Source organism: Bacillus sp. RC242 (genome assembly GCF_044908245.1).
Taxonomy (GTDB): Bacteria; Bacillota; Bacilli; order Bacillales; family Bacillaceae_G; genus Bacillus_A; species Bacillus_A mycoides.
Window position 1 is genome coordinate 85,679 of the sequence record NZ_JBIYCZ010000011.1, and the last position, 21,540, is coordinate 107,218.

A 21,540-nucleotide genomic window follows, 5' to 3' on the forward strand; every position below is an offset into this window, starting at 1 on the left:
ATATAACCAACTTTTATTACTAGGTCATAAAAGTTGTTGACAATATAGAAATTCTATTGTTATGATTCATCATGTGGAAAGGTTGATAGAGAGTAAAAAGAGAAATGTTTTTCATTGATAATAAAAGCGAAAATTAAGTGACGATAGAGTGAGTATATTTTCCTTATGATAAATGCTTTTTGGATCACGTAGTAAAATCAATCTGGAAGCAAGAATTGATATATGCAAGTTGCGCGGGGCGCGGCATAAGAAAGGGGCAAAAGGATGAAGGAGCTTCATACGTTTGGGTGGTATGCAGCACGTGTAGCACCACATTTGCCGAAAAAAGCATTTAAACCAGTTCCTAATCGATTATTTGGTGGACTGGCTTATTTACTTGTGGCATTGGCTGGTTTAATAACGATCGGTGTATTTGAATTGAATGTGTGGGCAAATCTAGGAATTGCAATTGTTCTTGGATTATGTTTTGCTTCACTTGGATTTTTAGGACATGAAATTTTACATGGAACAGTTGTAAGAAAGGCATGGCTTCGTGATTTTTTAGGTGCGATAGCATTTATGCCATTATCAACTGGCCCAAAACTTTGGAGAAAGTGGCATAATGCAACGCATCATGTTCACACACAGCATGAAGAGAATGATCCAGATGCATGGCCGACATTTGAGAAACTGAAAAAGAGTAAGTTTTTGAGTTGGGTATATCGCATGCCTCTTCATGTACGTTCATTCTTTAGTTTCCTGTCACTAACAATTCAATTTACGTTACATTCGACTCGAATGTTCTTTCATTTTATAAAAGAATTTAAGTCATCCAATCAAAAATCTGTATGGCTTCAACTTCTTTTGCCCTGGACAGTTTGGATTAGTTTATTGTTTATTATGGGACCTACAAAGTGGTTCTTTGCATACGTGATTCCGTTGTTAATTGCTAACTTTATTGTAATGGCGTATATCGCAACAAATCACCGCTTAAATCCTATTGTTCCAGTAAATGATCCTTTAGCAAACTGTTTATCAGTAACAGTACCGCGCTGGGTAGACGTTTTACATTTCAATTTCTCATACCATACAGAACATCATCTGTTTCCTGCTATGAGTTCTAAATACTATCCATTAGTAAAAGATAAAATTAAAGAAATGTGGCCGGAACGCTATCACGAAATGCCGATGACAAAAGCTTTGGCAGCACTTTGGAATACACCACGTGTGTATTATCACGGAAGTGAATTAGTTGATCCGCATAGGGAGCATTTCTATGGTTCTTTAGGAAATGGATTGGATCCTCATAATATTTCATATCGTGAGGAACATATAGAGGAAAAAGAGACTATAAAAAAAGTAAATCAATAATAGACATATTTTACGATGAAAAAGCAAGCTCTCTTAGAGCTTGCTTTTTGTTATAAAGAGACTTCTTTCTTGTTCTTCGTCTTGACCTGGACAGAGTTATTTTCTTTTCGTTGAAGTCGTTTTTCTAAAAGATTAACAAAATAAGTAAATAGAAGAACAAGTACGAGGTAATATAAACCAACAATTATGTATGTATCTAATTGTTGGAAGTTACTTGCAGCAATTGATAAACCTGATCCCCATAATTCGGACAATCCTACGTAAGCAACAAGAGAAGAATCTTTTAATCCAATAATAAATTGGTTCCCTAGAGGGGGAAGAGACAGACGAAATGCTTGTGGTAATATAATTCGGCGCATAGCTAAAGGGTAAGGCATACCTAAAGAGCGAGCAGCTTCCAATTGTCCACGGTCAACGGACTGAATGGATCCGCGGAAAATTTCAGTAATATATGCACCGTTATGGATTGCTAAAGCAATTGCTCCTGCCCAAAAAGGAGTGAAGACAATAATCGATGTAATACCGAAATAGAGAATGGCAATTTGAACAATTAAAGGTGTACCACGAATAATGGCGATATATACATGAGCAATACTATTTAAAATCTTATTGTTAGAGATTCGAAAAAAAGCGAATAGTAATCCAATTAGTGAACCAAGTAATAGGGATGTTAATGTTAATTGTAATGTGACAATAGTAGCCTTTAAGAGTGTGGGATAAGTAGACATAAAAATTTCAAACATATGTGTCACCTCATATTGTATGGATTTTAGTAGGGAATGAAATACCCCACATAAAAAGTGGGGCATAATGTATGAAACATTTGACTAGCTAATTTACTTCGTTTTTTCCTCTTCACCGAGAATATTACGCCCAAACCATTTTTTACTGATCTTTTCATACGTACCATCTTTAATGATTTCATCTAAAGCTTTATTTACTTTCTCAACCATTTCTTTATCATCTTTACGAATAGCAATTCCCATTTCATCAAGATTTAATGGTTTTCCAGCTTCTTTTATATTTGATTTACCTTCTTTGATCATACGTAAACCGACCATTTGATCAGTGATTACTGCATCAATACGTCCAGGCTCTAAGTCCATAAGTGCAGTAATATCGCTATCATATTCTGTGATTTGATCTGTATGTTTTGCAACAAGGTCTTTAAAGGTACTAGCTTTTACAACACCAATTTTCTTACCTTTCAAATCTTCTGGAGAAGAGATAGATGTATTCTTTTTAGCCACAAAAATTTGGGCACCAGAACGATAATAAGGATTGGAGAAACTAACAGCTTTTAAGCGTTCTTCTGTAATTGCCATACTGCCCAATATAGCATCATATTTTTTCGATTGTAGACCTTGAATTAGCGTTTCCCATGGATTTGTAATAGGAGTGGGTTTCATATTCATTTTTTTCGCAAGTGCCTCACCAATTTCCACATCAAAACCGGCAAGCTTTCCGTCATTTTCTTTATAGTTAAAAGGTTTATATAAGCCACTCATCGCATAACGAAATTCTTTTTCACCATTTGAAGAAGTAGTAGCACTTTCCTTACTACAGGCTCCTAGTATGAAGGATGTACATAATGTAATACTCGCAACAATGGTTAATAGTTTTCTTTTCATAAAACCCCTCCTATATATTGATCATACGGATGGTTTTAAGTATGTTACTGAGATATTTTATTTGGACAATTAGTTGTGCACCGTATGGATGTATTTCTTTTCATTTGAAACAGAAATTACATTATAAAACGTTGCGTAAAAATTGTTTTGCTCGTTCATGTGATGGAGCTGAAAAGAATTGTGCTGGCGGAGCGTCCTCTACAATCTTTCCGTCATCCATAAATATGACGCGATCAGCTACATCTCTTGCGAAATTCATTTCATGAGTAACAATAATCATGGTCATTCCTTCTTCAGCAAGTTCTTTCATAACTTGCAATACTTCTCCAACAAGTTCAGGGTCTAAGGCTGAGGTAGGTTCATCAAATAGCATAATTTTAGGATTCATAGCAAGAGCTCGTGCAATCGCAATTCGTTGTTTTTGACCACCGGAAAGAAGGTGGGGAGTTACATCTGCTTTATCTTGTAGGCCGACTTTTTGCAAAAGCTGATTTCCGATATCCTTTGCATTTACTGTTTCTAATTTTTTTACATGGATAGGTGCTTCTATGATGTTTTCTAGTGAGGTCATATGAGGAAAGAGGTTAAAGTGCTGAAAAACCATACCGACATTTTCACGGACTTTGTTTAAATTTGAATGCTTTGGATCAATTCGTTCACCTTGTAAGTGAATTTCACCTTCATCGTACATTTCTAAAAAGTTAAGACAGCGAAGTAATGTACTTTTACCGGAACCACTGGCACCAATTAAAACAACAACTTCTTTTTCTTTTACTTCTAAATCAATTCCTTTTAAAACATCAAGCGAGCCGAATGATTTTACTAGATTTCGAACCTGAATCATACAAAACCCCCAGTCAAAAATATATTTTACAAATGTTTCCCCTTATTTCTGTTATTAGTCATAAATTGTCAGAATCCTTTATTTTTTTGACGGAATTTGATATTCAAGGGAATTATGGTTTTTAAAATCTCTATATCTTTCTATAACGAAAATATGGATAATAATATATAGGTAGCACTTATATTGCTTATAAAAAGGGGGAAAGAAGAGATGGAAAAAGAAAGGAAGACATTTTCCTTTGGTTTACGTATACAGCTTATGCTATTTACTACAGTTTTAGCTTTAATTACATATTCAACAAGTTTATTTTTTATTTACGTTATATATGATTATTTTCAAAGTTACGTAAGTCAAACTGTTTATAATATTATCGTTATGCTATTAGGTGTAGTATGGTCTGGAATTTTAGCGTATGGGGCAGCAATATTTTTAATTAAACCACTTCGAAAGTTGGAAGAAGCAGCAAGGAAAGCGGCTGATGGTGATATTCGTGAAGATGTCCCGTTGCCAAAAGTAGATGATGAGATTAAATCTTTAAGTGTTGCATTTAATATGATGCTAGGGAACTTAAGAGGTATGGTAAAAAATATTGATACTACATTTTCGTATACAAATAATCAAGTTCAGCAAATTAGAAGACAAACAGAGGAAGCGACAAAGCAAGCACGCGGTGTGTCTGAAACTCTTGCAGAGATTTCTTCTGGCGCCGAGCAATCAGCAGCTTCCATTCAGGCGATTGTTTCAACTGTCGATACAACAACCTCTATTGCGAGTGAAGTAGAAGAAAAAGCAAAAAAGTCCGACGAGTTGTCTTTAGAAATGGTTCAAGCTTTAGGACAAAGTACACGTGTCTTTACTTCTTTAATTCAAGGCATTCAAACATTGGCAAAAGAGAATGAAGATTCGATGCAAAATGTACAGAAGTTAGAAGAACGAATGAAACAAGTAGAACATATTGTTTCTGTTGTGAGTGAGATTGCTAGTCAAACGAATTTATTAGCATTAAATGCTTCTATTGAGGCAGCTCGTGCTGGAGAGCATGGAAGGGGCTTTGCAGTTGTAGCTGAAGAAGTACGTAAACTTGCAGATGAAAGCGATCATTCTGCAAGAAATATATCGCAGTTATTACGAAATATGCAAGAGGAAGTGCAACAAGTCGCATTGAAAATGACGGAGCAAGTGAAAAAAGCTAAAGAAGAGGCGAAACGCGGGGGAGCTACAGAATTAATTTTAAAAGAAATGTCATCAAGTATTATGGAAGTAGCAGATGCAACTAAGCAAATTAGTAGTTATATGAATGAACAAGTGAGTCGCATTCATCAAACAGGAGCACAAACAAAGGCTGTAGCAGCAATTGCTGAGGAAACATCAGCTGGTTCACAAGAAGTGGCACGTGTGACGTTGCAACAATCTAAAAATATGGTAGTAATCGATCAATTATTAAAGGATTTAGAGAAGCAAGCAGCGGACTTGAAACAAACCATTGACCGATTTTCAATGTAAAAAGGAAGAACAGAACTCTGTTCTTCCTTTTTACGTATGGAAAGGAGGAATGCTTTGTTGAAAACGAAAAACATTACAAGGGTCATATGCTGTCTTCACTTTACGCAACCTTTGAAAATTAGAGCCATAATAACTAGTTTGCCAATTTTTAATGTCGATATCGGGCCAATTGACATAGTCACCTAATGTATAAGGATTTAAGCTTTCTCTTAAATCTTTAACCCAGCGTAAATTTTGATTTTCTTCATCGTCGCATTTCCAAGAGGTAATGTATTCTTGAGCAATAATTGCTTTACGATGGAAATAAGCTGTTTCATTAGGCGAAATATTTTCAACAGCACCTACGAGTGACTGGTGCCAAATACTCGCATCTTTATTTGGTGCATGAGAAAGAAAATATTGTAAGATTTGAATACCTTTAAGAGGGATAGGTTTATATACGTAGGAACCAGAACGTTTGAATTTTTCAGGAATATTGCCGCTATTAAAGAATTGAACAGCCTTTATATACGGGACTTCATCTATAAAGAGAGAAGGATTACCAGTTTCAAGAAGAGGAGATAATAGATGATAGAGTTCAGAAGGAGAGCCGACAAATTCACCTTTCACCTCGATTTTATTTCGTTGTTTAGAGAATAATTCAATTGATGAAGTGAGACGTTCATCTATATAAGGTGCCCAGTTTTGCCAAGCTTGAAATGCAGCAATAAAGTCTTCCCATTCCCATGTGAGTGAGAAAATGGAGACGTTTTTTATAGGATGGACCCGGAAAGTTAAGGAAGTAACAATTCCGAAATTTCCACCACCACCACCCTGGCATGCCCAAAACAGGCTAGGGTTTTCCTTTTCATTTGCACGAATGGTTTTTGCACCAAACTTTCTACATGCTTGTACCATTTCGACTTCTAGTAATTGATCACATGTTAGTCCAAATAAGCGTGAAAGCATACCGATGCCGCCGCCAAGTGTTAGCCCAACAATTCCAACGCTTGCACTTGTACCAGCTGGTATTGTAACGCCATGTTTCCAAAGATTCTTATAAACAGAGCCTAGATTTGCACCAGCCTCAATTGTTGCTGTTAATTTCTCTGTATGAACAGTAATTCTATTCATTTCACTTATATCAATAATAAGTCCGCCATTTAAAAGAGAGAAATTTTCATAGCTATGACGTCCGCTTCTTAAGCGAAATGGTATATGACGTTCACGTGCCCATTTTAAGGCGTTACACACATCCTTTTTATTTTGGCAAAAAACAATAATACAAGGGAGTTTTGGAATACTTAAATTTAAATTCATTCGGGCTATGTCGTAGTCAGGATCTGAGGGAACAACGATGCGACCTGTTAATTTTGTCTGCTTCATAGTATGACTCCTTTTTTATAGAAGATTATTTTTACTATAATATATATATGAAAAAATTATTTAAGGGTGTTTGAGTTGTATGCTAAGTGTAATATAAAAGAGATAGAGCAATAATGTATATGTAGTATAGCTTTATATTGAGAAGGAGAATTGTCATTTTAAACTTTAGAAGTAAGATGTATGCTGGTTTATTGGAAGTTTTTTTGAGAATTATTATGTGAAATAAAAAAATATAGTGGATAAATTTTTATTTTTTTTATAGAATAGTAACATTGGAATATCTTGGCACACTATTTGAAAGAATAGGTCGCAAAGCTTTGAGTCTAAGGTAATAAATCTTATTACTAGGATTGTCGGGTTGCAAATACAATTTGCAACCCGACAATCCTTTTTTATTTGCCCAATTATCAGATAATAAGATGTTTGTTTTAAGATGGCACACTTTATTGTTCTTAGGCTGAAAGCGGATGGTATTAGAAGAAATAGTGAATCTCCTTGTTGTTAAGGAGATTAATAGAGAGGTGTGAGTATGAAGAGTAAACAGATTAGTATATTTGTCATTTGTTTAATGGTAATGCAAATTATTGTACAGCCATTTATACATATTGTAGCAGCAGAAACATATGACAAAGAAGCGAATGTCAGTTTAAAGCTTTCGGTTGAGGGCGGAGATGGTTCGCAAAAAGATGTAGATAAAGATTTTGTATATCAACTTGATTTAAGTACATTTGGTTTAGAAGGTGGGCATAAAGATGCAAAGGTCATTGTCAAACTACCACCTGAGGTCGAGTACGTAAGACATGGGAAAATTAGTGCTACGGATGCAGTATACGATAAAGAAACGCATTCAGTTATTTATACCTTTAAAGAGCCCCTTCCCAATGGAGATTCTAAAGCAGTCCCTATTACAGTGAAGTTTCCTAAAGGAACAAAAAATGGAACGAAAGCTACAGCTGTAGCGGATTTTGTATCTGATCAAGGAGGCAAAACTTCCAATGAAGTAACGGTTGTAGCATATGAAAAAGAAACTCCACCTGAACCACCTAAGAAACCAGAGTGGGAAATGCGTAAAACTCCTAATAAGTGGTCGATTAAACCAGGAGAAGAAGTCGAATACACGATTCGTGCTCAACATGTTAGTGGACCTACTACACTTGATTCGCTTTCAATAAAAGACATACTACCGAAAGAAGCGCAGTTTATTTCAGCTAGTGATAACGGGAAATATGATGCAAATTCACATACAGTCGTATGGGATCTGAAAAATGTAGAAAGCGAGAAACTTGTTAAAGTTAAGGTTAAGTTCCCCGAGGAAAATTTTGGTGAAGATCAAAATCAACAAGTTCTGAATAGGGTTGAGGCAAAACTAAAGCCAAAAGGGGAAGAGGAATTAACAAAACAAACACATGCGTATGTTGAAGTATCAAATAAAAAACCTCCTGTTATTCCTCCAGAGCAAGCTTTTTCAGAGCTGAGAAAAGCTGCCCAAAAGTCTGAATACAGTAAAGAAGAAGAAATTGCTTTTACACTATCTAACATTCAAAATCAATATTCTAAGGAAATTGATAATTTTGTGCTCCAAGATGACCGTTTTGATGAACAACTTCATTTTACGAGAATGCATACAGGTGCATTTTCAGGTGTAAGTGAATATAAGGTTTTATACAAAACGAAGAATAATCCAGAGTGGAAAGAATGGAAAATGATTCGTGGTAATACGAACGGAGAATGGTTAGATGTTTCTTCTTTATCATTAGTTGAAGGTGATAAAGTAACCGGAATTCGATATGAATTTGGTAAAGTGCCTGCAGATTTTAAAATGAGTTATGGCGCATGGTTAATGTTTAAAGTGGATGATCCGAACTTTAAAGAAGGTATTTTGAAAAATACCGCACATATTTCATATGATATTGATGGAAAAAACTATATAAAAGAAGCGACAGCGCAAGTAAAAGTAAAAGAAAATCCCGAATCAAAGGTTACTTTTAAGAAAAAGGCGTTAACGAAGCCTGGAGAAAAGTATATAAAGGGAGAAGAAGTGGAATTTGAATTAACTGGTAAAGTTGATTGGAGTTCTACACCTTTAAAACAACCAATAATTGTAGATTGGTTACCAAAGGGATTAGAATATGTTCCAGGATCGGAGACATTTGCTGTCGTTAAAGATGAATGGGATAGAAAACCTTATGATGCAAAAAAAATAAAGGTAGAAACGATTCCGAACTATAAAGAAAAAGGAAGAACCCTTTTACGATGGACTTTCTCTGAATTAGATGTTTCACCGAGAGACGCTGTGACTGTTAAGTTTAAAGTAAAGGTTAATAACTTTGCGATGGCAGGCAAGTACTATAATAAGGCGGGCTTAATGTCTAATGTCTCAACAATAGTATCTGCAGATAAGTGGGGACAACCAACAGGAAAAGATGAAAATGATCTTGATGGTGATGGTGACATAAATGACCCAATTATTGAAAGTCAAGATGCTGTTGAGATTGAAGAAGAGCAATCTTTAAAATCAATTAAATATGTAAAAGGTGAACTAGATGATAGTTGGAAAGGTTCACCAGAAGTAGCGACGACAGTACCAGGTGGAGAAGTGAAGTATCGTTTAAAAATTGAAAATGGTGGGACCGTAGCGGTTAGGAATGGTGTCTTAATTGATATATTCCCTGCAGAGGGTGACCAGTCAGTTTTACAAACGCAGAATCATTCACAAGAGCGTGGTAGTAAATGGACCCCATACTTAACATCACCAATTCAACTTACTGACGGTGATTTCATTAAGATTTATTACACGACTGTTTCAAAACCTAAGCGTGATGATTTAATTCAAGGAAATGATGCTTTTGTGAACCCGGATGGTGCAAATGATCCGAAGTGGTCTTTAGAGCCACCGGCGGATTTAACAAAGGTAACGGCAGTTAAATTTGAATTTGATAAGAATAAGCTTGTATATCCAGGCGAAGCAGCGACACTAGAATGGTCAATGCGTGCACCTGTTGATCTAGATGCTTCGGCGGGAATTGCATGGAATTCATTTGGATATAGTGCGATAAATGATGTAACAGGAAATTGGATTCAACCAGCAGAGCCAAACAGAGTGGGTGTACAGCTACATGCCTCGAAAAAGAGTTCATTAGGAGATTACGTCTGGCTGGATAAAAACAAAGATGGCATTCAAAACGATGGAAACACTGGTGTGAATGGTGTAGTCGTAGAGTTGTTAGATAAAGATGGAAAAGTTATTAGTATGACGAGAACTGGTAATGACAAAAAAGGAAATCCTGGTTATTACAAGTTTGTAAATTTAGATCCGGGTGAATACCAAGTGAGATTTATGTTGCCGGATGGTTACAAATGGACAAATAAAAACGTTGGTAACGATGAAAAAATTGATTCTAATGTTGATAAAGATGGATATTCAGAAATGATCAAACTTGGTGAAGATGAACATAATATGACAATCGATGCTGGACTAGTTGAAGATATAGTTGGTGCTGGGGAGTTAGAAGTTACGAAAGTAGAAAAAGGCAGCAATATTCCATTAAAAGGTGCTGTTTTCGAAGTCCGAGATAAAGATAATCATGTCATTCAAACAATTACATCGGGTGAAGATGGAAAAGCTAAGGCAATGGATTTACCAATTGGTGAATATAAGCTAGTTGAAGTCGAAGCTCCAGAAGGTTATAAACTAGATAATAAATCATACGACTTTGAAATAACGAAAGACACAAAAACGCCGATAGAGAAGACCGTTGAAAATGAATTGCTAGAAAAAGGTGTAATTGAAATTTCGAAGGTCGATGCTACAGATGTCAATCTGAAATTAAAAAATGCTGTGTTTCAGATTTTAGACAAAGATGGTAAAGAGATTGGGAAATTAACAACCGATGAAAATGGTAGGGCAGTTTCCAATCCATTACTGTTCGGAAAATATACAATTAAAGAAGTACAAGCCCCAGATGGTTATATGCTTTTGAAAGAGCCAATTACAGTAGAAGTCGGATCATCAGTACACAAAATAACAATAGAAAATCAAAAGAGTCAGTGGGAAATCCCGAAAACGGGAGGTATAGGAACAGGCATTTTCTATTCCATCGGTGGGATTTTAATGTTACTAGTTGTGTTCTTATATGTTCGAAATAAAAGGAATAAGTAATAGAGTTTTAAATTGAAAAATTTATAGAGATAGTGAGGAAGAATAATATGAAAAAGATTTTTAGTATGTTGTTAATTTTAGCATTAACGTTTTCTATGTTGCCTAGTATGTTTGTGAGTGCAGCATCAAAAAATACAGGTTCTTTAACCATTCATAAGTACGAACAAGAAAAAAATGGGAAGCCAGGTGTAGAGGGTGATGGTTCTGCGAATCAAACAGTACCTGAGGACGTTAAGCCATTAAAAGGTGTAACATTTGAAATTAAGCAAATTGCGTCATTCGAAAAGATTTCAAATGATGGGAAGATTGCAAAGGAAAATGTAAAGCCTGTAACAAACGCAGAGTCAATCAAAATGACAACAACTGATAAAGGTGAGGCAGTATTTACAGATTTACCGTTAGGACGTTATGAAGTAAAAGAAGTTGCTGGACCAGAACATGTTAACTTAAATCCAAATACGTATACAGTCGACATTCCAATGACAAGTAAAACGGGCGATATGCTAAACTACGATGTTCACATGTATCCAAAGAATGAAATCAAACGTGGAGCAGTAGAATTAACAAAAATAGGTGCGAAAGATAAAGTACTTCCAGGTGTAAAGTTCTCTTTATATACAGAGGATGGTAAAGTAGTTAAAGAAGAGTTAGTAACAGGTACAGATGGTAAAATTCGTGTACAAGGTTTAGAGTATGGTAAGTATTATTTCCAAGAGAAAGAAGCACCAAAAGGTTATGTTAAGGATTCAACAAAACATGCATTTTCAATTACTGAATCAGGTACAATTAATGAGGACGGCTCAATTACATCTGGTAAAGTAGAGACTGTGGAAGTAAAGAACTATGAGGAGCCAACGATTGACAAAAAGATCAATAAAGATTTAGAGTTCTTACCAATTAATACACAAACAGATTATAACTATGATATTAAAACATTAATTCCAGAAGATATTAAAGAATATAAACAGTATGTTGTAACAGATACGTTAGATAATCGATTAGTAATTCAAGGAAAACCAGTTGTGTACATCGATGGTGTAGAAGTAGATTCAAGTGTGGTAGAAGTAGTTGTAGAAGGTCAAAAGGTAACAGCGACTGTGAAAGATTTCTCAAAATTAAATGAAAAAAAAGAGTTGCATTTACAAATTAAATCACAGATTAAAGAAGACGTAGCAGCTGGAACGGAAATTCCAAATAAAGCGACAATCGATTTTGAAAATAATAATAATGTAACAGATAAAAAAGAATCTAAGCCGGTAATTGTTGTCCCAACAGCTGGTAGCATTGAGTTGACGAAAGTTGATGGTGCTGATAATAAGAAATTACAAGGTGCAGAATTCGAATTACAAGATAAAAAAGGTAATGTGGTAGTAGTAGGAAAGCAAGAAGTAAAAGGTGTATCTGATGAAAATGGTATTATCACATGGAATAACCTCCCATACGGAGAATACCAAGTAGTTGAAACGAAAGCACCAACTTATGAAAAAGAAGATGGTACAAAAGCTTCTTATCAAAAATTAAGAGATCCAATTGATGTAACAATTAATGCGGAGCACAAAACTATTGAATTAAAAGTAGAGAATAATAAAAGTGGTTGGGTACTCCCTTCAACAGGTAGTATGGGAACAATGCTATTTACTGTAGTAGGTCTTGTGTTGATGGCTGTAGCAGCATTTGTTTTCTTCAGAAGAAATACAGCGAAAAATTAAGGTTTTAGAAAATGATAATGATATAGCATAAAAAGAGGAGAAGCGAATAGCTTTCCTCTTTTTAATATTTTTAAATACTTAAAGGGGGTACTATGAAACAAAATATCGTTTTTGGATGCATTTTTTTATTAGGACTGGGTATATTTTTGTATCCAACTGTAAGCGATTGGTTCGCGACAAGAACACATTATTCTCAAGTTAGTTCCTATGATAAAGCTGTAAAGTCCCTTCAAAAGAAAGAGCTCGAGCGTCGAGAAAAAGAGGCGGATGAGCATAATAAGCAAGTTCAAAGCTCTGGGCAAACATTTGCAGATCCATTTGCTGAACAACCAAAAGATAATCAAAATTCTTATGCAGATGCTTTAAATCTAGGCGATACAATGGGGTATATTGAGATACCTCAGATTAATGTGAAGCTTCCAATCTATCAAGGGACTTCAGAGGCAGCTTTGAGTCGCGGTGTAGGTCATTTAGATAAATCTTCATTGCCAGTAGGTGGGACAAGCACACACACTGTTTTAACGGGGCATCGAGGTTTACCTTCTGCAGTATTATTTACTGATTTAGATAAAATGAAGGAATCGGATGTTTTTTATATCCATTCATTAGATAAGGTCCTCGCTTATAAAGTAGATCAAATTAAAGTTGTGTTGCCGCATGAAGTAGACGATTTATTAATTGTGGAAAATAAAGATTATGCAACTTTAATTACATGTACTCCTTATGGTGTGAATACACATCGTTTGTTAATTAGAGGGCATCGAATTCCTTATGAAGTAAAAGAAAAAGAAATGATTTCAAAACCATCTAGGTCCAAAGATTGGATGATGGCCGTGCCAATCTTTATTTTAGTTGTACTCTTACTTTCTGTTTATATGAGAAGAAGAAAGAAGAAGAAGCAGGGCAATTAAATTATATAGGTAATGAAATGAATTGGTTTGGAGAAGGAAGTTGAAATGTCACCCTTTTAAAGGGTACTAAACAAATAATGTAACTTTAAGAAGGTGATCTCTGTATGAAAACAGGAATCATCTTTTTTGAATTCAATCAGATACGCAATCGGTTAATGTGACAAGTAAGAATTTTGCATTAACGGAAAATTATACTCGTACCTCAAAATCTAGTGAAAGCAAAGAAGATAAGTGGAAGGTGAAGACTCACACTTTATATTTTGGAAAGTAAGCTAATCAAGTCTGATAGTAATAAAACTTATGCGATCACAATGAAATAGGGGATGATTTCGTAATGGAATGTAGATATTTAATAGTAGTGTGAAAAATTCTCGTTGCAAACTCTCCATATTTTGTTATGATAGTGTTACGAAAACGTTTGCATAAAAAATCGAGATGCAAAAGGAGAGAGTTATTATGAAGAAAACATGGTGGAAAGAAGCAGTTGCTTATCAAATTTATCCACGTAGCTTTATGGATTCAAATGGTGATGGTATTGGAGATTTGCAGGGGATTATTGCAAAGCTGGATTATTTAAAAGATTTAGGTATAGATGTAATTTGGATTTGTCCAATGTATAAATCACCTAATGACGATAATGGTTATGATATTAGTGACTATCAAGATATTATGGATGAATTTGGTACGATGGAAGATTTTGATATGCTACTAGATGAAGTTCATAAGCGTGACATGAAGCTTATTATTGATTTAGTTATTAATCATACAAGTGATGAACATCCATGGTTTATTGAATCAAGTTCTTCTAAAGACAATCCGAAGCGTGATTGGTATATTTGGCAGGATGGGAAAGACGGCGCGGAACCAAACAATTGGGAAAGTATCTTTAATGGTTCTGCATGGGAATATGATGAAGTGACAGAGCAATATTATTTACATTTATTCTCGCGTAAACAACCAGATTTGAACTGGGAGAATAAAGAAGTTCGTGAAGTTTTATATGATACTGTTAATTGGTGGCTTGATAAAGGTATTGATGGTTTCCGCGTCGATGCGATTAGTCATATAAAAAAAGAAGATGGCCTCAAGGATATGCCAAACCCAAAAGGGTTAAAGTATGTGCCTTCTTTTGACAAACATATGAATGTAAATGGTATTCAGCCATTACTAGAAGAATTAAAAGAAAACACATTTGCTAAATACGATATTATGACTGTTGGAGAAGCAAATGGTGTGAAAGTTGAAGATGCTGATCTTTGGGTTGGAGAAGAGAACGGTAAATTCAATATGGTATTCCAATTTGAGCATTTAAGCTTATGGGATGCAGAAAAGAAGAAAGACCTTGACGTTGTTGAGTTGAAAAAAGTATTAACAAAGTGGCAAAAAGGTTTAGAAAATAAGGGATGGAATGCTTTATATATTGAAAATCATGATAAGCCACGTATTGTGTCTACTTGGGGAAATGATAAAGAATATTGGCGTGAAAGTGCAACGGCTTTAGGAGCGATGTATTTCTTTATGCACGGCACACCGTTTATTTATCAAGGACAAGAAATTGGTATGACAAATGTTCAGTTCCCAAATATTGAAGATTACGATGATGTAGCAATTAAAAATTTATATCGTGAGAAAATTGCAGAGGGCGTATCACATCAAGATATGATGGAAATTATATGGGCTTCTTGCCGCGATAATTCACGTACACCTATGCAGTGGAACGATGAAATGAATGCTGGCTTCACAACAAGTACACCTTGGTTTAGCATGAATCCAAATTACAAAGAAATTAATGTTGAAAAGCAAAAAAATGAAGAGAACTCTATTTTCAATTTCTATAAGAAAATGATTGCCTTGAAAAAAGAGCACGATGTACTGAACTACGGTACGTACGATTTACTTTTAGAAGACGATCCACAAATTTATGCATATACACGTACGTTACAGGATGAAAAAGTCATTGTAATTAGTAATATCTCAAAAGAGGAAGCTGTGTATAATGCGAGTTTATTCGCATTAGAACGCAAACGTTTGCTTTTAAATAACTATAAAGTTGCGGAACATGAACAAATAACTACAATCACGTTAAAACCTTATGAAACAAGGGTTTATCGCATTTCATAATGAAAAAGGATGCTCCTTGAGCATCTTTTTTTATGAAAAAAAATAAATTTCTATTGCAATGTGAAAACGCTTTTATTAAAATAGATTTATGAAAACGGTTGCGTAAAGAGAAAAAAGTAACATAAGGAATCGTTTTCATAAGAGAAATAGAAATTATAATTTAAATCATTATGTTGTTATAAATAAAGGGGAGGAAGAACAGATGAAAATTACGTCTTTTGATTTTTGGCAAAAGTTCGGGAAAGCATTATTAGTGGTTGTAGCTGTAATGCCAGCAGCTGGTTTAATGATTTCCATCGGTAAGTTAATTGGGATGTCTGCTGGGGATATTAACGCAGTTCATACAATTGCTCGAGTAATGGAAGACATCGGTTGGGCAATTATTACAAATCTACACATCTTATTCGCAGTAGCAATTGGGGGATCTTGGGCGAAGGATCGAGCAGGTGGTGCATTTGCAGCACTATTAGCATTCGTCTTAACAAACAGAATTACAGGAGCTATATTTGGCGTAAACGCTCAAATGTTAACGGATTCAAAAGCGACAGTTTCTTCATTTTTAGCAGGAGATTTACTTGTAAAAGATTACTTTACTTCTGTACTTGGTGCACCAGCATTAAACATGGGAGTTTTCGTAGGGATTATCACAGGTTTTTTAGGAGCTACTTTATATAACAAATACTACAATTATAATAAACTGCCACAGGCATTAGCATTCTTTAATGGAAAACGATTCGTACCATTCGTTGTAATTGTTTGGTCTACAGTCACTGCGATTGTATTATCACTTGTATGGCCATTTATCCAAAGTGGATTAAATGAATTTGGTCGCTGGATTGCAGCATCTAAAGATAGTGCACCAGTTATTGCACCGTTTGTATATGGAACGTTAGAACGTTTATTATTACCATTTGGATTACATCATATGTTAACAATTCCGATGAACTACACAGAGCTAGGCGGAACATATACGATGTTAACTGGCTCAAAGGTTGGACAAATTGTAGCGGGACAAGATCCGTTATGGCTTGCATGGATTACAGATTTAAATAACTTATTAGCAAATGGAGATACGAAAGCATATAACGATTTATTAAATAACGTTGTACCAGCTCGTTTCAAAGCTGGACAAGTTATCGGCTCAACGGCAGCGTTAATGGGGATTGCGTTTGCGATGTTCCGTAATGTTGATAAAGAAAAACGTGCAAAATATAAACCAATGTTCTTATCAGCTGCATTAGCAGTATTCTTAACAGGTGTAACAGAACCAATTGAATTCATGTTCATGTTTATTGCACCAGTATTATATGTTGTGTATGCAATTACAACAGGACTTGCATTCGCATTAGCGGATTTAATTAATTTACGTGTTCATGCATTTGGATTTATTGAGTTAATTACACGTACACCAATGATGATCAATGCAGGTTTAACGAGAGATTTAATCAACTTTGTCATTGTTTCATTAGTGTTCTTCGGCCTTAACTTTACGTTATTCAACTTCTTAATTAAAAAATTCAATTTACCAACGCCAGGGCGTGCAGGTAACTATATTGATAATGAAGATGAGTCAACAGAAGGAACAGGAAATGTACAAGATGGTTCATTAGCAACAAAAGTTATTGATTTATTGGGCGGAAAAGATAATATTGCTGACGTGGATGCTTGTATGACACGTTTACGTATAACAGTAAAAGATTTAGATGTTGTTGCACCAGAAGCACAATGGAAACAAAATGGTGCTTTAGGACTTATTGTAAAAGATAAAGGTGTACAAGCAGTATATGGCCCGAAAGCTGACGTATTAAAGTCAGATATTCAAGATATGTTAGGTGCGTAATAATATGAAATTGCTAACTTTAAATTGTCACTCTTGGCAAGAAGAGAATCAAATTGAAAAAATAAAGTATCTTGCTAAAGCAATTCAAGAAGAAGATTATGATGTGATCGCATTGCAAGAAGTAAGTCAGTCTATACAAGCTGAAAATGTATGCGGTAACAAGAAAAAAGATAATTTTGGGCTTTTACTGCTAGAAGAGTTAAGAGCATTAAATGTAAAAGAATACAATATTATTTGGGATTTCTCTCATATTGGATATGATGTGTACGAAGAAGGATTAGCAATTATAACTAAGCACAACATTGTAAAGGAAGATACGTTCTTTGTCTCAGAAAATAAGGATACAACGTATTGGAAAACACGCAAAATTGTAAGTGCAACAATTGCTTATAATGATAAGAATATAACGTTTTATTCTTGCCATCTCGGTTGGTGGAATGATGAAGAAGAATCATTCAAAGGCCAAGTTGATCGTTTAGTGGAGCGTGTAAATAGCAATGAACTTTCCTTCTTAATGGGTGATTTTAATAACAATGCTCGTTTGGAAGGAGAGGGTTATGAGTATATGATGCAAAAAGGTTTATATGACACATATGAACTAGCGATAGAGAAGGATGAAGGAACAACTGTCCAAGGAGAGATTGCTGGTTGGGATGAAAATAAACAAAACTTACGAATCGACCTAATATTAAGCAATCAAAGTAAAACAGTTAATTCTTCAAAAGTCATTTTTAATGGAACAAATCGAAATGTAATTTCTGACCATTTCGGTGTAGAAGTACAATTAGATATATAATAGAAGAAATCCTCACAGATAATGAAAAGCTGTGAGGATTTTTTGATAAATACAAGTATTCCCAAGAGAAAATACTTGTATTTTTTATGACATTTCCTATATATTTGTTATTATTGAATGTAAAACTAATTTGGTCATTTTGTATGCATACTTTTTTTACTTCGTTATATAATGAAGTAAGTGAAATATTTAATGGGAAAAATAGTATGTTTTCGTTTAATCCACGATGTAGAAAGTGATATAATTACAAAATGTATGTATCATTTTCTAAAGAAGGAAAAATATATAATTAGGTGATAACTTTTATGAAACAAATTTGGCGTATTTATAAGACAGATTTACGGAATGTAGCCAAACATTGGGCTGCAATTGTTATTGTTTTAGGGTTAATGATTTTACCATCGTTATATGCATGGTTTAACATTAAAGCTTCTTGGGATCCTTACGGAAATACGAAAGGAATCCAAATTGCAGTTTCTAACCAAGATGTTGGATCAAATTTAAGAGGGAAAGATATTAACATCGGGGAAGAAATTGTAGATTCACTTAAGAAGAACAAAAATTTCGGGTGGAAGTTTGTTGATGAAAAGCAAGCAATTTATGGAGTAGAGCGTGGAGATTATTCCGCAAGTATTACTATTCCAAAAGATTTTTCTGAAAAGATTGCAACGGTCTTGAATGAAAATCCACAGAAACCAGAACTTGATTACTATGTAAATGAAAAAGTAAATGCGATTGCACCGAAAATTACAGCTAAAGGTGCATCGGGTCTTACAGAAGAGGTTAGTAAAAACTTTGTTAAAACAGCAAACGGTGAGATTTTTAAAATCTTCAATGACCTTGGAATCGATTTAGAAACTAACTTACCGAGTATTGAGAAGGTCAAGGATCTCGTATTTAAGTTAGAAGCACAGTTCCCAGAAATGAATACACTTGTGGATAAGGCATTAGATGATGCGACTCGGGCAGAAGATGTTGTGAAAGTAGCACAAAAAGAGTTGCCAGTTGTAGAAAGTGTTATGAATGATGGGCAAGAGGCGTTAGGGAATTTAGATAAATTCTTTGCGAGAAATGATGAAACATTGAAGCGTGCACCTGGAACAATTAAGAATAATTTAATTGTAATGCAACAAGGTTTAGATAGTGCGGCAGCAATTACGGATTTCTTAAAAAATCCATCATTTGATTCTAATCTGACACTTCCAGATCCGGCTAAATTCCCAGTGTTGCCCAATATAACTATTCCGCAAGTACCACAAATACCAGAAATTCCAGCGTTACCGCAAGTGAATGGTGAGGGGTATAAAAATATTGCTAAAAATATTGATCAAACTGTAAATAATGTTTTTAGTTCGATACGTGTCGGAACAACTTATGCACAAGGTGTTATAAACGGGTTGCAAAATGGTAATTTGGATCCGGAAAAAGCGAAACAAGATCTTAATAAGGTTTCTGAGACGTTGCAAGGTCGAGCAGATAGTGTTTCATATTTAATTGATGTCTTTACTAAATTTAAAGAGTCTGCATCAACTGATTTTGGAAAAGAATTCTTCCAAAAGAGAATAGAAAAATTAACAAACCTTAAATCAGCTATTGAAAATGCAAATGGTGGCGTTAAAGATATTGCCAATATTATTGGTACAGGGCAAGAAGTGAAACAAGATGTAAGAGACGCTACTAATAAAAAATTAGATGCAATAAATAACTTGGTAAATCAAGCAGAAGCAGATTATAATGCTACGTTTGTAGCAGATTTCGAAAAAGCAGTAAGCACAGCTGAGCAATTGAAAAACAAAGCTGAAAATGTAAAAGAAGATGCTCAGCAGTTAAGAGGGAATTTAAATCAAGATATAAAAGCGGCAAATGATTTAGTAAACCAAACAAATGAAGCATTAGACAATGGTAGAGAAAAATATGATAAGGCTGTAAATGATTACAGCAGATTAAAAACGGAGCTTGAAAAAGCAAGAGAAGACTTAAGTAACAAAGGTGTTAATGGATTAGATTCTACAAAAGTAGCCTTAAATGATTTAAATGGACAGTTCAAAGCAGGATGGAATTTAGTTAATGATATGATTCCGGTTATGGAAAGTACAAATAAAGTTTTGGGCGATGTGAATAGTGATAAAAATCTTAATGGCACAATTGCTAAGTTAAATAAAGTAAAAGATGGTTTGCAAAAAGGAATCGATTTAACTGATAAAGGAATTGACGCTATTAATAAAGGTCAAAAACCAGCAGCAGATGTTATTGAAAGTATTAATCAAGTGTCTAAAAATGTTTCGGGCCAAATTGGTGACATTTTAGCTAAATATGATTCAGAAATCGTTCCAAACTTTAACGCAGCAATTGCTCGTACAAAAGAGATGTCTAAAAATACATCTCAAATTTTAGGCGAGGCAGATAAGAAGCTTCCAGATGTGAAAAAATTACTTGAAGATTCATCAAAAGGCTTAGTAGATGGTCAAAAGAAAATTGCAGATATTAAAGCTGAAATGCCAGCTACTGAGAAAAAGATTAAAGAATTAGCAGATAAAATTCGTGATTTTGAATCTGAAGAGGATATAAAAGACATCATACGCTTATTAAAGAATGATGTTGAAAAGCAAAGTGACTACTTTGCAAATCCAGTAAATTTAAAAGAGAATAAATTATTTGCAATGCCGAACTACGGTTCAGCAATGTCACCATTCTATACAGTGCTTGCATTATGGGTAGGCGCATTATTAATGGTTTCATTATTAACGGTAGAAGTACACGAAGAGGGCGCGAATTATAAGAGCCATGAAGTTTACTTCGGACGTTTATTAACATTCTTAACGATAGGTCTTTCACAAGCGTTTATCGTATCAATGGGAGATATATTCTTACTCGGTACGTACGTAGTCGATAAGTTCTGGTTTGTGTTATTTAGTTTATTTATTGGGGGAGTCTTTGTTTGTATCGTATACTCACTCGTTTCTATTTTCGGAAACGTTGGGAAATCGATGGCGATCATTTTACTTGTACTGCAAGTAGCAGGATCAGGCGGAACATTCCCAATTCAAATGACACCACCGTTCTTCCAAGCGATTTATCCGTTCTTACCATTCACATATGCAATTAGTGCAATTCGTGAAACAGTTGGCGGAATGCTTTGGGATATAGTAACTAGAGATTTACTTGTGTTAAGTGTTTTCGTAGTAGTTATGATTGTTGCTGCGTTATTACTGAAAACACCAATTAACAAATCAAGTGAAAAATTCGTTGAGAATGCAAAAGGAAGTAAAATCATTCATTAATAAAAAGGTTCCTACCGATAGAGGTAGGAA

12 protein-coding genes, 2 pseudogenes and 1 riboswitch are annotated in these 21,540 nt (G+C 34.7%); of the genes and pseudogenes, 10 read left to right on the forward strand and 4 right to left on the reverse strand.

Annotation, left to right across the window (positions count from 1 at the left end; all coding sequences use genetic code 11):
- Positions 1-264: 264 nt before the first annotated feature.
- Complete coding sequence (gene desB, locus ABH957_RS19880) at positions 265-1,350, forward strand: Delta(10) desaturase DesB (RefSeq protein ID WP_002091268.1); 1,086 nt, start codon at positions 265-267, stop codon at positions 1,348-1,350.
- A 50-nt stretch (positions 1,351-1,400) separates the two neighbouring features.
- Here the strand turns inward: desB and ABH957_RS19885 are convergent, their stop codons facing one another.
- The 3 genes from ABH957_RS19885 to ABH957_RS19895 all read right to left on the reverse strand — a co-directional run bounded on the left by ABH957_RS19885 (position 1,401) and on the right by ABH957_RS19895 (position 3,825).
- Complete coding sequence (locus ABH957_RS19885) at positions 1,401-2,093, reverse strand: amino acid ABC transporter permease (RefSeq protein ID WP_002029538.1); 693 nt, start codon at positions 2,091-2,093, stop codon at positions 1,401-1,403.
- A gap of 93 nt (positions 2,094-2,186) precedes the next feature.
- Complete coding sequence (locus ABH957_RS19890; RefSeq protein ID WP_002016697.1) at positions 2,187-2,981, reverse strand: ABC transporter substrate-binding protein; 795 nt, start codon at positions 2,979-2,981, stop codon at positions 2,187-2,189.
- A gap of 121 nt (positions 2,982-3,102) precedes the next feature.
- Entirely contained in the window at positions 3,103-3,825 is a 723-nt protein-coding gene (locus ABH957_RS19895) for an amino acid ABC transporter ATP-binding protein (protein WP_087979278.1), read from the reverse strand.
- A gap of 375 nt (positions 3,826-4,200) precedes the next feature.
- On the opposite strand from ABH957_RS19895, the pseudogene ABH957_RS29480 reads away from it, so the two are divergent.
- Both ABH957_RS29480 and ABH957_RS29485 read left to right on the forward strand, forming a co-directional pair.
- Positions 4,201-4,386 (forward strand): annotated as a pseudogene (locus ABH957_RS29480) (HAMP domain-containing protein); the annotation flags it as partial.
- Positions 4,387-4,755: 369 nt separating this feature from the next.
- Positions 4,756-5,328, forward strand: a pseudogene (locus tag ABH957_RS29485) (methyl-accepting chemotaxis protein); the annotation flags it as partial.
- Positions 5,329-5,358: 30 nt separating this feature from the next.
- Here the strand turns inward: ABH957_RS29485 and ABH957_RS19905 are convergent.
- The gene (locus tag ABH957_RS19905; RefSeq protein WP_404512068.1) at positions 5,359-6,693 is read right to left on the reverse strand and encodes an FAD-binding oxidoreductase; all 1,335 of its coding nucleotides are present in this window, start codon (positions 6,691-6,693) and stop codon (positions 5,359-5,361) included.
- Between the two features lie 274 nt (positions 6,694-6,967).
- Positions 6,968-7,059, forward strand: a riboswitch (cyclic di-GMP riboswitch).
- 163 nt (positions 7,060-7,222) lie between these two features.
- Between ABH957_RS19905 and ABH957_RS19910 the strand changes: the two genes are divergently transcribed.
- From ABH957_RS19910 to ABH957_RS19940, 7 genes are all read left to right on the forward strand, one after another.
- On the forward strand, positions 7,223-10,852 hold the full coding sequence (locus tag ABH957_RS19910) for a SpaA isopeptide-forming pilin-related protein (protein ID WP_404512070.1): 3,630 nt from the start codon (positions 7,223-7,225) through the stop codon (positions 10,850-10,852).
- A 47-nt stretch (positions 10,853-10,899) separates the two neighbouring features.
- Positions 10,900-12,561 (forward strand): SpaH/EbpB family LPXTG-anchored major pilin, encoded by a 1,662-nt coding sequence (locus tag ABH957_RS19915; protein ID WP_404512072.1) that lies wholly within the window; start codon positions 10,900-10,902, stop codon positions 12,559-12,561.
- Between the two features lie 92 nt (positions 12,562-12,653).
- Complete coding sequence (locus ABH957_RS19920; protein WP_404512074.1) at positions 12,654-13,472, forward strand: class C sortase; 819 nt, start codon at positions 12,654-12,656, stop codon at positions 13,470-13,472.
- Between the two features lie 456 nt (positions 13,473-13,928).
- Positions 13,929-15,593: a glycoside hydrolase family 13 protein gene (locus ABH957_RS19925; RefSeq protein ID WP_404457617.1), complete on the forward strand. Its 1,665-nt coding sequence runs from the start codon at positions 13,929-13,931 to the stop codon at positions 15,591-15,593.
- A gap of 202 nt (positions 15,594-15,795) precedes the next feature.
- Positions 15,796-17,433, forward strand: coding sequence for a PTS transporter subunit IIBC (locus tag ABH957_RS19930; protein WP_002140238.1), 1,638 nt, complete (start codon positions 15,796-15,798; stop codon positions 17,431-17,433).
- A gap of 4 nt (positions 17,434-17,437) precedes the next feature.
- The gene (locus ABH957_RS19935; RefSeq protein ID WP_404446821.1) at positions 17,438-18,229 is read left to right on the forward strand and encodes an endonuclease/exonuclease/phosphatase family protein; all 792 of its coding nucleotides are present in this window, start codon (positions 17,438-17,440) and stop codon (positions 18,227-18,229) included.
- A gap of 305 nt (positions 18,230-18,534) precedes the next feature.
- Positions 18,535-21,510: a YhgE/Pip family protein gene (locus ABH957_RS19940; RefSeq protein WP_404491632.1), complete on the forward strand. Its 2,976-nt coding sequence runs from the start codon at positions 18,535-18,537 to the stop codon at positions 21,508-21,510.
- Positions 21,511-21,540 lie beyond the last annotated feature (30 nt).

Coding starts and splice junctions, on each gene's coding strand:
- desB (WP_002091268.1), top strand. CDS start 265: ATGAAGGAGCTTCATACGTTTGGGTGGTATGCAGCACGTGTAGCACCA.
- ABH957_RS19885 (WP_002029538.1), bottom strand. CDS start 2,093: ATGTTTGAAATTTTTATGTCTACTTATCCCACACTCTTAAAGGCTACT.
- ABH957_RS19890 (WP_002016697.1), bottom strand. CDS start 2,981: ATGAAAAGAAAACTATTAACCATTGTTGCGAGTATTACATTATGTACA.
- ABH957_RS19895 (WP_087979278.1), bottom strand. CDS start 3,825: ATGATTCAGGTTCGAAATCTAGTAAAATCATTCGGCTCGCTTGATGTT.
- ABH957_RS19905 (WP_404512068.1), bottom strand. CDS start 6,693: ATGAAGCAGACAAAATTAACAGGTCGCATCGTTGTTCCCTCAGATCCT.
- ABH957_RS19910 (WP_404512070.1), top strand. CDS start 7,223: ATGAAGAGTAAACAGATTAGTATATTTGTCATTTGTTTAATGGTAATG.
- ABH957_RS19915 (WP_404512072.1), top strand. CDS start 10,900: ATGAAAAAGATTTTTAGTATGTTGTTAATTTTAGCATTAACGTTTTCT.
- ABH957_RS19920 (WP_404512074.1), top strand. CDS start 12,654: ATGAAACAAAATATCGTTTTTGGATGCATTTTTTTATTAGGACTGGGT.
- ABH957_RS19925 (WP_404457617.1), top strand. CDS start 13,929: ATGAAGAAAACATGGTGGAAAGAAGCAGTTGCTTATCAAATTTATCCA.
- ABH957_RS19930 (WP_002140238.1), top strand. CDS start 15,796: ATGAAAATTACGTCTTTTGATTTTTGGCAAAAGTTCGGGAAAGCATTA.
- ABH957_RS19935 (WP_404446821.1), top strand. CDS start 17,438: ATGAAATTGCTAACTTTAAATTGTCACTCTTGGCAAGAAGAGAATCAA.
- ABH957_RS19940 (WP_404491632.1), top strand. CDS start 18,535: ATGAAACAAATTTGGCGTATTTATAAGACAGATTTACGGAATGTAGCC.